Consider the following 15,332-nt stretch of genomic DNA (forward strand, 5'->3'; position numbering starts at 1 on the left):
AAGTAAGTTGCACAATATGTTAATGTCAATGTCTAACCTCGCACCTGTCGCAGTGCATTAAACGCCTTACCTCGCAACCCAACTGGTAACAGCGATAACCCTAAACCAGTCCAAGCTTTAGGAGTTGAAAAAGACTTTCCTGCCAAAACCAACTCTCTGCCTTTCTGTGTTTCACCCTTCTCAATTAAACGCAAACCTAATAATAATTGCGTTTCAGTTAGACGATTTTTCCTGATTGTCTCTATTTTTTCAGACTCAAATTTATAATTTTCTAAATACCGGATTTTATCAAATAAATAAGGAATCGCTCGATTGATACCTTGCTGCTCTGCATGGTAGCGATATTCCATCAATAATTCTGGTAAGTAATAGCCCTTTTTTCCAGCCAAAGCCAGACGCACAAATAAATCATTATCTTCACAATTTTGCAGATTTGGCTGCATATATCCTAATTCTTGCAATGTTTTACGACGAAATAATGTTGCCCCAACTTGAAAGCTTTGCTGAATAAATACAACTTCTAACAAGTTATCTACAACACCTACTGGTAAATTTTTCCTACCCCAGCGATGAGAATTTTCTTGAGTTTTTGCCTCATCCCGCACATTGTTAATATCAATTATCCAATGGTCTGTACCAACAAAATCAATGCTAGAGTCTTGAGCAAGAATAGCTGCGGTACTTTCGAGAAAATCAGGTGTGAGCCGATCATCATCATCAAATTTAATAAAATATTCACCACGGGCTGCATCAAAGCCAGAGCGCATATTATTACTTTTACCAATATTTTGCAGATGACGGATATATTTAATCCGTTGGTCTGTATACTGTGACATTAACTCAGGTGTGCGATCGCTAGAACCGTCATCACAGATAATTAGCTCAAAGTCTTGCTCAGACTGGCCCAGTACACTGTCAATGGCATAAGGAAGGAGATGGACACGATTAAAAGTAGGAATGCAAACACTAATTTTAGGCATATTATATACTCATAACTGGAGGAAGTAGAAAATTTATATCAATCACTAATTTAATGCATCGCCAACAAAGCTATATTTAACGGATACTTCTTTGAAGTTTATCCAGTGGGCGATCGCAAATGATATTAGCGTTATTTTCTAAGCTATTATTCCCAAATAATTCATAATATACACATTATGGAAACTTGGCTAAACCCTGACGCTCTCGGAGAGGGCATAGGAATAGGATAAATGACAGATATAGCAATCCTAAATCAGTCGTCAAAAATTAGATCCCCGACTTATCGAAGAAGTTGGGGATCTGGACATCGCCCATTTTCACAACTCATTTAGGATTGCTATATATATTATTAAATGTGCTTTATTTACCTGATATCAACCGTACCATTGCTGAGTGCATCGCAGTCAAGCGCCGAACAATCTGATCAATCTCCAAATCTAATATGCTGTAATCAATGACTGCTTGACGAATCGGTGTATGTCCTTGATTGACTGCTAACTCTTCTATCCGGGCTGTACGCAGTGCTTGCAGGTGCGGTTGGATTTTTTGCAGCGTTTCTTCCAAGTCAGGTAAGGGCGGTGGGGGAATTTCCTGCTGTACTGAATCAGCTAACTGCTCTAAAAGTAGCGAAATTTGGCAGACAAAGGTTTCTAATTCTGGGAGTGGCACCGTTGCTTGAAAATGTTCGAGATGTACTGCCAAAACTGTCACGGCGTTAGTAAAACGTCCCATGTACATCAGCAACGTCATTACTGGTTCTACTAATTCTTTGTGCATTTTCGGTTCGCGTAGCAATCCTTGAAAGGAGGCTTGGGCATTACCAATTGCTAGTCCAGTTTGCCGCCGTTGACTGATAATAGTAGAGTCACGCTCCTTTGTCCCCTGGTAAACAGCCATCACATCGCTAAAGTATTTGTGACATTCTCGTAGCGCCGTAGCGAGTTGACTGGGTAAGCGATCGCGTTCCCAGTTTGGCCAGATAAAATAATGACTACCAAAAGCCAGTCCCGCGCCAATTAATGTATTTAATACCCGAAAACCGGCAAATTGCCAACCGATGGGATTACCAATATCAATAATTAGTAAGACAAATATTGATAAGAAAACCACTGAATACCCATAGTTGAAACCGATCAGTGAAATGCCAAAAAATACTGTCAGCAGAATGATTATGTCTAATACAGGCTTACTCGTGATGGTTGCAATTAGGACAGCTGCTAACACGGCTCCCAAAATAGTCCCGCCAACTCGCTGGAAAAACCTCTGGAAAGTTGCACCCAAGTTCGGTTTGAGGACTAGCATAATTGTCAGCGTTACCCAATACCCCATTGGTAAATTCGTAATAGTGTAAAATATTACGCCTATAGTTAGACTTACACCAATGCGGAGAGCATGACGAAAGATTGCTGAGTCTAAGGTGAGGTTTTCTTTGAGTAAATTTAAGAGCGATCGCTGTTCATCTTCAACTAAAAGAAGTCTATCTACATCACGTTGACTGATTTTGCGACGATCTGCCAGAGATTTAGCTGTCTGAGCCGTGTATTGCAACTGCTTCATCAGCTTTTCGATCATCAGCACTAGGTTGCTGAGAGCAACAAGAGTTGTGTAGTCTGTCTCACTCCCAGCAATTGCTTTTCTTTGCAGACTTTCTTGTTCCTTCAGCGCCTCATAGATGCGGTTGAGATTTCCGAGATTGATGCTAGCAGACTTGCGAGATATGACTTTCGCTATAGCTTGAAGAATAACTGATATTTCTGCGAGGGCATCGTCTACTAATTGCTGGACTGCGTGATATTGCTGGTGTTGGAAGTGAGTTTCTAGTAATTCTGTTAAGGCAATTACTGAGCCAAGCAAGCGATCGCCATCCTGAATTAGTACCAATAACTGCTCATTCATCCAACTCCGAGCCGACTGCCCAATCCGTAATGTACCTAAAGTAGTGCGTGCTGTTTCTAACGCCTTTCTAATTTCGAGAATATTTTCACTGGTTGCTACTTTACCGAGAAATGTTTGAATGTAGTTGGCAATTAGACTGAAGCACTCAGCCAAAGCTATCCGTAGTGGGTCATAAGGTCTAAAAGGCCACATTACCAAGGAAACTAGCATTGCCCATCCACCTGCAATTAGACATAGCAGCGATCGCACCAGTGCAGTTTCCAAGTCTCCTGGTTGGGCGATCGTGGTAATAAATGATATCCCTACCACCAGACCGACATTTGCCCCAGCATTACCATACAGCGACGCAAAACCGGAAGCAAGTCCCCAGAGAAATGTCAGCACCACAGTTAGCACTGGAACTTTAGCGATCAAAGTAGCCACAAATAGTGAAACAGCTATTCCCAAAGTAGCCGATGCCATCGCCTTAGCTTTGATTTGGTAAGGGCCACCAACATTCGCTAAGTTGACAAAGTAAGCCATTAAACCAACTAATAATCCGCTTTCTCTTTGGTTGATCAGTTGCCCAATTAGCATGGGAACCCCTAATCCTAAAGCAGCTCGCAAGCCGTTGGATATTGCTGGTTTTCCTGGCTCTGACTGGATCAGAAACTTAAGGAAATTACTTCGATTCAACTGCATTACAAAACTCTCTGGTTTTACCGCTCCCCTTATGCTAGAGCATTAAAACCAAGGTTTTATCGAGAAGTTTCCAAAGCTTAAAACTTAATGATAAAGCGGTGGGTTTCCAATGCCTTTTTTAGATACTGGCATCGCCTCCATAGCCGTCCTGGAAGCGATAAGATCAAAAATAAATTTATGCTGTGTTTATGACAACCCAACCCAGCCAAGCCAAATCACCAACAGAACTGGTAATCACCTGGGAAGCCTTACCCAAGGATTTTAAACTAGAGGATGAACCAGTAAATAATATAGGTCATGCTGCTTTGCACGAAAGCCTAGAAATGCCGCTTTTGGCTGGTGCTTTGCGTGAAAGCCTAGAAATCATTGGATTCATTCAACCCCAGATGTTGATTGCTTCCAACTTTGGTCTTTGTGCGACAGTCAACGGGCAATTTGTTACCAAAGCACCTGACTGGCTTTATGTGCCATCAGTTAATGAAATTGTGGGTAATCGCAAAAGTTATACACCCAATTTAGAAGGAAATATCCCAGCGATCGCTATGGAATTTCTCTCCGATACTGAGGGTGGAGAATATTCGGTAAAACGAACTTATCCACCAGGAAAATGGTTTTTCTACGAGCAGATTTTGCAGATTCCTATCTACATAATTTTTGAACCTAATGGCGGTTTATTAGAATATTATCAACTCGAAAATCAACGCTATGAGTTAAAGCTACCCGATGAAAATGGCCGTCATTGGATTGAGGTAATGGGCTTATTTTTGGGAACTTGGCAAGGAACAAAAGAAGCGCGAAGTGGTTATTGGTTACGCTGGTGGGATCAAGCTGGGAATTTGTTACCCTGGGCTGTAGAACAGATTGAACAAGAACGCCAACGCGCTGAACAAGAACGCCAGCAAAAAGAAAGACTAATTGCTTATTTGCAATCTCAGGATATTGATCCAAATAATTTGCCCTACTCTGACTTTTCACTGGATCTGGAAAACCTCACTTCTATTTCTCTCTTCCTTTAAGGAGAGAGAAATAGAATTCTCCCCCTTCCCTTGTAGGGAAGGGGGCTGGGGGGTTAGGTTTCGCCTCTTCTTTTCCAGATAACGTGAGAAGTCAAGCCTCTACTCTGTTTCTTCAATCATCTCCAACAATTGCGCCTCGCTTAACTGCGTAATTCCCAAGGAAACCGCCTTTTCTAACTTAGAACCGGCATCTTCTCCTAACACTAAATAATCTGTTTTTTTACTCACTGAATCAGTCACTTTTCCACCAGCTTTTTGAATCAAAGCCTTTGCTTCATCTCGCTTTAAAGTTGGCAAGGTTCCCGTAATAACAAAGGTTTTCCCTGCGAACTTTTGATTACCATCACCAACTGTTTTTGTTTCCTCTGTGGTAGTTAATTGCAATCCTTCTGCTTGCAAGCGTTCTATTAACCTTTGGTTGGCATCAATCCGAAACCACTGGTACACAGATTGGGCAATTTCAGCACCAATACCGTAAATCCCTTCAATATCTGATTGCTTTGCTGTGGCTAACTGGTCTACAGTGAAATACTTCTGAGTCAACAATTGGGCATTTACACTGCCAACGTGACGGATACCTAAACCATACAGTACCCTTGACCAAGGTTGATTTTTTGATTGAGCGATCGCATCGATTAATTTCTCTGCCAACTTTTTCCCCATTCTTTCCAATGCAGATAACTTCTCTGCTGTCAACTCATATAAATCGGCAACGGAATGCACCAAACCTTTATCAACAAGTTGATACACCAGTTTTTCGCCCATACCTTTAATATCTAAGGCATCACGACTTACCCAATGTTCAATGGAACCTTTGAGAATAGCTGCACAGGAAGCATTGACGCACCTAATCACCGCCTCACCTGATTCTCGCACCACAGGTTGATCGCAGACTGGGCAATGGGTGGGCATAACGAAAGGTTCGGTGTTGGCGGGACGGAGTTCTTTAAGTACCCTCACCACTTCTGGAATAATTTCCCCAGCTTTACGGACAATGACAGTATCGCCGATGCGAATATCTAATTGAGCAATGCGATCGCTATTATGTAAAGTAGCACGAGAAACTGTTGTTCCCGCCAGTTGCACCGGGCGCATCTCGGCTAATGGTGTTAACGCCCCCGTTCGTCCCACATTCACAGCAATATTTTCCACACGGGTAGGCGCTTCTTCGGCTGGGTACTTTAAAGCTACTGCCCAACGGGGGAATTTCTGCGTAAACCCAAGTTGTTCCTGAAGTTTAAAAGAACTCAGCTTTACTACCACCCCATCAGTCATGTAGGGTAAATTCAGGCGTTCCGTATCCCAGTATTCATAATATTTTGCCACTTCTGCGATCGAAGCACACAGTTTGTGGTTGGGGTTGACTCGAAAACCGAGCTTTTCTAACAACTCCAACGCTTCCCATTGAGTATTAGCAATACTAGTGTCATCTCTACCAGCAATGTGTAGAGTGTAGCCAAAGAAATCTAACCGCCGTTTAGCCACAATGCGCGAGTCTAGTTGCCTGAGTGTACCAGCTGCGGCATTGCGGGGATTGGCAAATAATTGCTCACCTGCTTTTTGCCTTTCCTCGTTAATTTGTTTAAATACTTCCAACGGCAAAAACGCCTCGCCGCGTACTTCCACCCTTTCCAGAATTTCTAACCCTTCAAAATTCAAACGCAAGGGAATTGAGCGAATTGTCCGCACATTTTGGGTGATATCTTCACCCGTCACCCCATCACCCCTAGTTGTCCCCCTAACTAGAATGCCATCTTCGTAGGTAAGAGCCAAAGCAGAACCATCAATTTTCAGTTCAGTGACATATTCCACTGAATCTATTTTCGGTACTTGTCGCCGCCAACGCTGATCCCATCCTTGCAACTCATCAATATTGAATGCATTCTCCAGACTGTACAAGGGGATATTATGCCGCACCGAGTTAAACTGCGCTGCTGGCCTCTCACCCACGCGCTGAGTCGGACTATCGGGTGCTGTCAACTCTGGATATTGAATTTCTAGTTGTTGTAATTCTCGATATAGCTGATCATAAACTGCATCCTCCATGATTGGATTATCTAGCACGTAATAAGCATAGCTAGCTTGTTGCAATAACTGGCGTAATTCTTCTGTACGTTTTACTTCCGGCTTAATCTGGGTCATTAGACTTATAAAATAATCAGACGATGAAGCCTGTATAAACAGGCTTTGTTCTTGTAGCCGCGAACTTAGCGATCCCAGTCTTCGACTTCATATAAAAATCGAGTTTTACCAATCAGTTTACGATTAGCAGAGGTACTTTGGACAAACACAACATACTTTTCTAGGTTACTCGGTTTAATCCGAATCGTTGCATCCATCGGTAGACTTAACATTTCTCGTGCAGCACCTCCTTCAAATAAATCACCAGTTGCCCGATCCATCAAGATAATTTCTTTTTGAGCCTGGATAGTTTCTGTTTTGGTAAATTCGTAGAAACCCCGCCCAACTTTAAAACTTAAACCATTTTCTAATACAAACGCCTTAATTGAAATATCTTGTTCAACCTCTAAAATCTGGAAACGTCCTGGAGAAACTGCACGTAAATCCGCCGATTCGTAATAGGATGTTGCTTCCCGGTTCATCATGGTGTTAAATATTTTATTTAACCCACGGCTCATCCGTCCTTGGTCAATTACTTCTTGTTCATAAGCTTGTAGCTGTTCATTAGAAGATTGTTGATAGCAAACCGCCAAAAACAAATCACTAATATAGGAAAACTGGTCTAAATTGATATGAAAACCGCCAGACTTTTGTGCAAGTTCTTGATAAAAAGGAGTCGCATGAGCGCGATTGAGTGCTTGAACCCCGTAAACTGTAATTTCCGCCTCAGCTAATTTATCTAACTCTTTGCGCCAATTCAGTTTTTTCGGATTGTGTGCTGGAGGATGGGGAATATCATCGCCAATCAAAACCAGTGATTTTGTTGCTGACTTTGACCAAGATAAAGATTGGGATTCATGTAATACTAATTCGTAACATTCCGGTGCATCTCCACCGCCAGTAGGTGCGACATTTTGGACAAAATCACAAATAGCATCAACATCACCAGATAGGTTAAATGTTTTAGTGACATAAGTTGAGCCTTCATCACAGTAGTCACCATGAGCAATAATCCCAATCCGAATCAAGGAAATTTCGTTGATCAATCTGGTAACGGTATTTTTGATTTTTCGCCGCACCTGGGTAAGGCAAGGATACATACTTCCAGTTGTATCGAAGCTAAAAACAACCTCAATGTTATTACTTGTCATCCGCTCACCTAAATTAATATTTAATTTTTAACTTATAAAATTCCCAATGGCACACAATCATGGTTAAAAATTGTACAGGTATAGCGTTTCTCGCTTACGTGAGGTACACCCGTAGGGGCACGGCATGCCGTGCCCCTACACCTTGCGATATAATTTTGTACCGCATCTGAATGGGAACCGCTATAAATTACCTGTTGGTAGTAGGTAGGACACTCCAATCACCAACGTTGCATAGCCGAGAACTTGCAACAAGTGATAGGACTTACGCATGAGTTACGGAATAACGAACCGCAGAGGCACAGAGGGCACTGAGAAATCAGCGTTTGAGAGATATTTTGCGTAAGTCCTAAAGTGAGATGAGGGCGAATTTTGCATTTGTGCAAGAGGTGTATTGAATTCGGGCAGTTGTTGATTGAATTCGGGCAGTTGTTGATTGAATTCGGGCAGTCGTTGATTGAATTTGGGCAGTCGTTGATTGAATTTGGGCAGTCGTTTACTGAATTTGGGCAGTTGTTAATTGAATTTGGGCAGTTGTTGATTGAATTCGGGCAACCCCCAAGAATTTACATAAAGCCATTCACGATATTTATGATAAATAAATCAATTTATCCTGAATAATGCGGGTGTCAAGTAACCCTAATTCTGTCTATCGTAGTGCTGTACAGTTCAGGGTAAAAGTCAGTTTTCATCCTGGCGCATAATTAATAATAGGAAAGTGATTTATGTCACGTCCAAAACGCGGGTCTAAAGTACTTGATAGAGCACAGCGTCGGATTGCGGCTTTAAAATCGATTAGTCCCACTTTAGACTTAGGCAATGGGGTAACTATTGACTCCTTTGCAACCGTCATCAAAACAACGCAAGACAAGTTGGAAGCTTATAACTCAAGCCTCTCCACCGTGGATCTGACTCAGGGAGCCTTAGAATTTGCCGAAAAGTCGCTGATGGAACTAACTGAACATATGTTACTCAGTGTAGCTGCAAAGTATGGCAAGAATAGCGATGAGTACAAAATGGCAGGGGGCGTTCGTCGAAGCGATCGCAAGCGTCCGGTGCGAAAGCCTAAGCAAGAGGCTGCTGCTTGATAAATCTGGGTTTTACCCCACCCTAACCCTCCCCGATGGATTGGGGAGGGAACTGGATTTCCTGTTTTCCCCCAATATATCGGGGGGATTAAGGGGGTAATAATAGGAAAATGATATAGCGGTTCCCATTCAGATGCAGTACAAGGTTAAATCACGAGGTGCAGGGGCACGGCATTGCCGTGCCCCTACGGGTGTAACTCACGTAAATGATAACTGCTATTTGTCATATAGCAAAAGTGAAAAAATGGGCAAAGTAACTACCACAATCACTATTACTAACCAAATTGACCAAACTCTCGCAGAAAGAGGATTTATTCCCACAGAACAAATACGCTCAATTACTTTACATGATGTTTTAGTTGACACAGGTGCAACAAGGCTGTGCTTGCCTAAAAATATTATTCTTAATTTGGGATTGCCTCTGCAAGGAGAAGTAGATGTAAAAATAGCTACAGGAGTACAAAAAGCTCGGGTTTTAAAATGTTAAATCTTTCAGTTGAGGGAAGAGAAGGGACATTCAATTGTATTGAATTACCAGAAGGTTCAGATCCGTTATTGGGATTAATACCTTTAGAAGATTTAGGATTAGAACCTATTTAGCGATTACCCAGATACGGCAGGTTCTCACGCTACTGTTCAGTGGTAGTTTTATAGAGTAATAGAAAATCACCAAAAAGTAATATGGTTTTACTTAAGTGGAAATCCTGTATAACAGCAATCACCTTGACCGCAATCAGTGTGACTGCATGGAAGTCGGCATTGGCGGTATCTTTATACTCACTGACAGACTTAGGCAGTCTTACAGGACAACCCTACAGTCTCGCTTCAGGCATCAATGACTTAGGTGAGGTAACTATTAATTCTCAATATGGTTCTTTTTTTTACAGCAACGGTTCGCTGAAAACAATTAATCCCTTGCCTGGGGATAATCAACTTGCAGTGACTAGTATCAATAATTTGGGGCAAGTAGTTGGTAATTCGGTCAATAGGAATCAATATACTGCAAATAACCCTTTTCTGTACAGCAATGGCATCACCCAACCCCTGCCGCTCCAAGACGCTATTCCTTATGCCATTAACGATCGCACCCAAGTAGTAGGGGGAGCCATCAAACTTGGGCCTTTTTTGTACAGCGATGGTATAGCAACCAGCATAGGAACTCCTGGTAATGTTGCCTACAGTTTAAATAACTTGGGACAAGTAGTAGGCGTTCTCAGTACAAACACAGCTTTTCTGTACCAAAACGGTCAAACTACTAACTTGGGAACTTTATCAGGTGATGTGTTCAGTCAAGCAAACGATATTAATGACTTAGGACAAGTAGTTGGGTATTCAGGACCAAATGCTTTTCTCTACAGCTCCAGCACGGGACTCCAAAACCTCGGTAAGTTACGTCCTACAGATGTCTTTAGTCTTGCTCTCGGGATCAATAATTTGGGTCAAGTAGTCGGGTTTTCTGGCACTAACAATAACTATTTTGCACCAGATGGCAATGGTTTGCGGGCTTTTCTTTATAGTGATAACACTCTGTACGATCTGAATAACCTGATTGCTCCTGGTTCAGAACCTGGTTTTACTTTGACAGCAGCATCTGCCATTAATAATAATGGACAAATTGTCGGTCGTGGTGCCGTTAATGGTGAATTACACGCCTTTCTATTGACACCAATCTTATCTGCCTCTGTAGCTGAACCAACTTCAGGCGTTCCTATTTTGTCGTTCGGTGCTGTTGTAATTTTATTTGCAGCCTTCAAGGGCAAACCTCACTCTCGCAGTGCAGCCATACAACAAAAACTTCAGGTAAACAAAGCGATTTCTTGAAAATACCGATTGAGTTAATCTGTATTTACTAATTTAGAATTATTATGACTTACGGAAAATTAGACCCTGTAGGGGCAATTCATGAATTGCCCCTACACCTCGTGATGTAATGTTGTAACGCATCTGAATGGGAACCGCTATACACTAGCCCTTTCAAGGTGACAAACGAAGATACGTTGTTTTAGTGTGATCATCATGAGTTATCCGCTCAGATTTTGGGCTTTTTGAAGATTGAAATAACCAATCTTGGTTCCAAATTTCACCACCTTGAAAGGGCTACCGCTATACACATAGGCGCTTGACATTTGTAACAGTTTACTAGTTCCTAGAGACAGTGCTGGTAAGTTGTTCTCGATTGTCACAAACTAGTCATCACCTGAGCCAATTGATTAGATAAATCAACTAGAGAATCCTGGCATTTTTTAAATAATACGCCGGCTAAAAAATAATAATCGCCAGAATAAAATGCCATGTTGTTTTTTCGGAGTTCTTCTATGTGGTTTTTTACCTTGGGATCAGAGCTATAGTAGCCAAACTTTAAAGGTAACACCATGAAGTTTTGAACACAATATCCATTTTCTTTTGCTAAGTTCAGCGTAGCTGTAGGATTAGAAAAACTAGAGATTAAAACCAACACATTTTCATAACCTAAAGACAAAAGCTCGTTGGTAACTGTAGCTCCATCCACGCCCCCAAATAAGAGTGGCATATATATATCATTATCTGGTGCAGGTAGATAGGGTGGATTCGCTACAAGATACTCAGCATCGGGTTGAGAAGAATTAAACAAAGATGAATTATGGATGATGTATTTATTAGTGAGATTATATTCATCGATAGTTGAATTTGCGACTTTCCATGCAGAGGTATTTAATTCAAATCCATGTATCACCCCATTAAACTTGTTTTTCAATAAAGAATTAATTACAGGGCTACCATCCCCTGAGCCAAACTCCACAATAGATTCGTAGTTTTGGCAATTTCTGAGAACAAAACTATCTAAACAGTTGGAGTAAAAATTAGATTCTTCAGGACAAAAAAAGATGTCTTTCATTTGACGCACTTCAATGTATAAGGTATAATCAATGCAATATGAAGTTATTTACTCCCTTGATATCAAGACAATAAATAACTGTTCCTTTAGTAAAGAAGTTCTTACTAAAGAAATTGGGTTGTAGGTGGATTAGCAATAGAATGATTGAGAGATGTGAAATTAGAAATGCCAGAAACAATCTGCATTTTTAATTTCTAAATTTTTGAGATTTCTTAGATGAGTAAAGCGGCTTGTTCTGCTTCACGTATTGATTGCACAACAGCACTACCCGCGCGATCGCCCATTAGTTTCTCTTGGTCATACCCAAGCAGCAGTTCCCAGGCATCATTGGGATATCGTTCTGCCAAAGGCAAAGCCACATCATCCAACATCCAACGACCGTGACGCTCATCTTCCCTGATGTGCAGTTCCCAATAACCCATCGCCGCCTCTGACAGTCCCAATCGTTGCGCCGCCGTCAGATAGTTTTTGTAAGCCGCAGGGCCAGCCACCTCAAAATATGTCAACGCACCACAATAACGTAGAAAATAGCGTTTGCGATCGGTGGTCAGAAAGTTATGATTAGCGCAAGCTAAAACTTCCCAGGGTACTAAATCGAAGTATCCTTCTGGTTCAGTGTTCATCCCAAACTCAGCCAGCATTTGAGCAAAAAATGTAGAGTGCTTGCGGGATAAACGACCATTGCCGTATTCTTCTAATAATACTCGCACCAGCGTACACTGCATTTCATTAGCAGCACCACCCAATACGTAGCAAAGGCGACTACCTTCAACTAAGCCATCAAAGGAGCCGATCGCTAACAGGTGACGATAGCCAGATTCACTCATCTCCTCACGAATGTAACGGCTACTCTCCGATAAAAGCGGATCTAAATCGGCAGATGCACGCTCAATTAAAGCTTGTTTTACATCTAATTGTTGCAGTGCAGCCACATCGATTTGTGCCAGTTCCCATTGTTGCCAAGCAGCTTCAATTTGGTCACGACATGAGGACAAGTAAAGCGATCGCTCATTGGTATAGTGCCGCAAATCATCGTACCAAAACAGCTTTAGCCGATTAATTCGATAAAGTATTCGCTGGAGAAAACGGTGAGCCTGTTCATCGGAGCGATCGTTTTGATAGGCGGTATAAATTGCCGTTGAGAGCGCCTGTTCAAACTCACTAGCTATTGCAGGTTTTACATCTAGTTGATGATCTAAATCCTCCGTTGCTAGCAGTTCTATAAATTGCTCCTCAGCCCGATCGTAGTTGGTAATTGTTCCTTCTTCTGTTTGCGTATTCTTTTTGGCAGCCCCAGCGTTAGGAAATATAACTAAATTGCTTTGCATGAAATCTTTGGTAGCATTGGAGAAGTGAGAAATTACTTTCACCTCTAATAGTTAACTTCCCACACGAGTAGCTTTGTCTACCTCTTTCCCTGGTTATAAAGAAAAATTAAGTTTCAAATGAAAAGGGCATTGGGCATTGGGGACTTGTACTGAGCTAGGACTTATGCAAGAGTTATGGAATAATGAACCGCAGAGGCACGGAGGACACAGAGAAATCAGAGTTTGAGAGATATGCGTAAGTCCTATGAGCGAACGCGAACAGCGTCTCGTAGAGAAGCCAAAGTATTGGGCATTGGGCATTGGGCAATAGTTCTGCCTCTCCTACTCCCTACGGCACTTTCTGCTGCTCGATCGCCTTACTTGGCGGAATCTCCTCAAGAGGAATGAGTGCTTCGATTACCGACTTGACAATTGGCGCAGCAACAGTAGAACCGTAGGCACCTTCACCTTTTGGCTCATCCACCAGTGCAAACACTACATAGCGAGGAGATTCCACGGGCAAAATAGCCACGAAACTGGTCATTCTAGCACCCTTGATGTAACCGCCATTGGGACTAGCTTTTTGGGCTGTACCAGTTTTACCAGCAATGCGATATCCCGGAATTTGTGCCGCCTTCCCACTGCCTTGATTAACAACAGTTTCCATCATTTCTACAACCTTTTGGGTTGTTGCGGCTGTGAAAATTTGGCGTGGGATGGTGCGATTGGGTGAATCATGCATTTGCCCTTTGCTATCAATTAGCCCTCGGACTATATGAGGTGTTACCAATTTACCGCCATTGGCTAAAGCCCCGTGCATTTGCACCAGCTGTAACGGAGTCATGGAAAAGCCTTGGCCAAAGGAAGTAGTAGCTGCTTCAATTGGCGAAGCGATAAATTCTTCTTGACTTTTAAGCCGGCCACCAACTTCAAAAGGTAAATCTGTATCAACTTTTTGTCCTAGCCCCAACCGTTCTAACCAGTTGTAGTAGATTGAAGGCTTTAAGCGCTGGATAATTTGCACCATACCAATGTTGCTGGAATATTGCAGAATTTGAGCGATGCTGATTCGCCCATTACCATTGTGCATAGCATTTTGGATGGTGTAATTAGCGACTCGAATCGAACCGGAGTCATTAAACATATCATCTGGTTTGATGACGCCATTTTCCAGAGCGATCGCCACATTCAAAGGCTTAAAAGTCGATCCCGGTTCATAAAGATCCGCCACTGTCCAGTTTTTGAACAGCGATATATCAGCTTTAGCGTATTCATTTGGGTTATAAGTAGGTTCAGAAACGAGGGCGAGTAAGGAACCATCCAAGGCATCCATCACAATTACCGCTCCACGTTTAGCGTCAAACTTACCCATCTGTTGTTTGAGCGCAGTCCGAGCAATTCGTTGCAGACGGCTATCGATAGTAAGTTGCAGTCGCAAATCATCAAAATGCAAAAAACCTTCGGGTGCATGATCTGGCATCAGTACCCCATTACCCGACCGACTGAGCCGCACCGTTTGCACAGGACGTTCTAACAACTTTTCTTGAGAGTATTCCACACCTGCTTGACCACGCCGGTCAACATTCACATAACCTACCACATCAGCAACCAAATCGTCTGGTGGGTAATATCGAGAATATTTTTGAATCCACTCCAGGCCATTTAAGCGCAAAGAAATGACGCGATCGATCATTTCTTCGGGTAGGGCTGGGGCAAGTATAATTCCGCTTCTTTTGCTTTGAAAAGTTTTCACCAATTCAGCAGGATCTTTTGCCAATATTGGCGAAAGTCGCTCTGCCATATCTTCATTAGACTTATCAAACAGCTTGGGATGAGCGTACAAAGTATATACAGGACGGTCAATGGCCAACAGATTACTATTGCGATCTACCACCGGGCGACGGGGCATAAAAGGTCGCAAATTCACCATTTGTTGGTTTCGTGCTTGTTCTGTTAACTTTTTCCCCTTGACAATTTGCAGGTTATACAAGTTGACAGCCAACCCCAACCCTGATGCCATTAATACGCCCCATACTATGAACAGTCGGGACTTGCTATTGGATGTTTGGTCTTGGATATTAGAGACTAATTTTCCCAAAAGCCCTCGTTTATAATCCTTTGATCGCTTTGTGAATGTTGGATTCCGAAACTTTCTGAATTTTGTTCTACTTGGTGACTTCTGCATTGGGTTCGTCCTTTGTCATTTGTCTCCTGCCCAG

11 protein-coding genes are annotated in these 15,332 nt (G+C 42.3%); 4 read left to right on the forward strand and 7 right to left on the reverse strand.

From position 1 onward, the window contains the following. Nucleotides 1-32: 32 nt before the first annotated feature. Together V7K50_RS11495 and V7K50_RS11500 are read right to left on the reverse strand one after the other, a co-directional pair. Nucleotides 33-980, reverse strand: coding sequence for a glycosyltransferase family 2 protein (locus V7K50_RS11495; RefSeq protein ID WP_334960077.1), 948 nt, complete (start codon nt 978-980; stop codon nt 33-35). A 361-nt stretch (nt 981-1,341) separates the two neighbouring features. Beyond that, a complete protein-coding gene (locus V7K50_RS11500) occupies nt 1,342-3,558 on the reverse strand; it encodes an FUSC family protein (RefSeq protein WP_334960079.1) in 2,217 nt (738 codons plus the stop codon). 188 nt (nt 3,559-3,746) lie between these two features. On the opposite strand from V7K50_RS11500, the gene V7K50_RS11505 reads away from it, so the two are divergent. Continuing rightward, nucleotides 3,747-4,574, forward strand: coding sequence for a hypothetical protein (locus tag V7K50_RS11505; protein ID WP_334960081.1), 828 nt, complete (start codon nt 3,747-3,749; stop codon nt 4,572-4,574). A gap of 99 nt (nt 4,575-4,673) precedes the next feature. Here V7K50_RS11505 and ligA read toward each other — a convergent pair whose 3' ends face one another. Then, entirely contained in the window at nt 4,674-6,716 is a 2,043-nt protein-coding gene (ligA, locus tag V7K50_RS11510; protein ID WP_334960082.1) for an NAD-dependent DNA ligase LigA, read from the reverse strand. A gap of 65 nt (nt 6,717-6,781) precedes the next feature. Beyond that, nucleotides 6,782-7,846: a vWA domain-containing protein gene (locus V7K50_RS11515; protein ID WP_334960084.1), complete on the reverse strand. Its 1,065-nt coding sequence runs from the start codon at nt 7,844-7,846 to the stop codon at nt 6,782-6,784. A 722-nt stretch (nt 7,847-8,568) separates the two neighbouring features. On the opposite strand from V7K50_RS11515, the gene V7K50_RS11520 reads away from it, so the two are divergent. From V7K50_RS11520 to V7K50_RS11530, 3 genes are all read left to right on the forward strand, one after another. Beyond that, the gene (locus V7K50_RS11520; RefSeq protein WP_334960086.1) at nt 8,569-8,931 is read left to right on the forward strand and encodes a hypothetical protein; all 363 of its coding nucleotides are present in this window, start codon (nt 8,569-8,571) and stop codon (nt 8,929-8,931) included. Nucleotides 8,932-9,064: 133 nt separating this feature from the next. After that, nucleotides 9,065-9,418, forward strand: a complete 354-nt coding sequence (locus V7K50_RS11525) for a hypothetical protein (protein ID WP_334960087.1) — start codon at nt 9,065-9,067, stop codon at nt 9,416-9,418. A 194-nt stretch (nt 9,419-9,612) separates the two neighbouring features. Next, nucleotides 9,613-10,752, forward strand: coding sequence for a hypothetical protein (locus tag V7K50_RS11530; RefSeq protein ID WP_334960089.1), 1,140 nt, complete (start codon nt 9,613-9,615; stop codon nt 10,750-10,752). Between the two features lie 358 nt (nt 10,753-11,110). Here the strand turns inward: V7K50_RS11530 and V7K50_RS11535 are convergent, their stop codons facing one another. The 3 genes from V7K50_RS11535 to V7K50_RS11545 form a co-directional block, all read right to left on the reverse strand. After that, nucleotides 11,111-11,806, reverse strand: a complete 696-nt coding sequence (locus V7K50_RS11535; protein WP_334960091.1) for a class I SAM-dependent methyltransferase — start codon at nt 11,804-11,806, stop codon at nt 11,111-11,113. Nucleotides 11,807-12,018: 212 nt separating this feature from the next. Beyond that, nucleotides 12,019-13,134: an iron-containing redox enzyme family protein gene (locus V7K50_RS11540; protein WP_334960093.1), complete on the reverse strand. Its 1,116-nt coding sequence runs from the start codon at nt 13,132-13,134 to the stop codon at nt 12,019-12,021. Nucleotides 13,135-13,462: 328 nt separating this feature from the next. Next, nucleotides 13,463-15,298 carry a peptidoglycan D,D-transpeptidase FtsI family protein gene (locus V7K50_RS11545; RefSeq protein ID WP_334960094.1) on the reverse strand — a complete coding sequence of 612 codons (1,836 nt, stop codon included), beginning with the start codon at nt 15,296-15,298 and terminating at the stop codon, nt 13,463-13,465. Between the last annotated feature and the right edge of the window lie 34 nt (nt 15,299-15,332).

The sequence above is a fragment of the Nostoc sp. genome, from assembly GCF_036917135.1.
In the GTDB taxonomy this organism is placed as follows: domain Bacteria; phylum Cyanobacteriota; class Cyanobacteriia; order Cyanobacteriales; family Nostocaceae; genus Nostoc.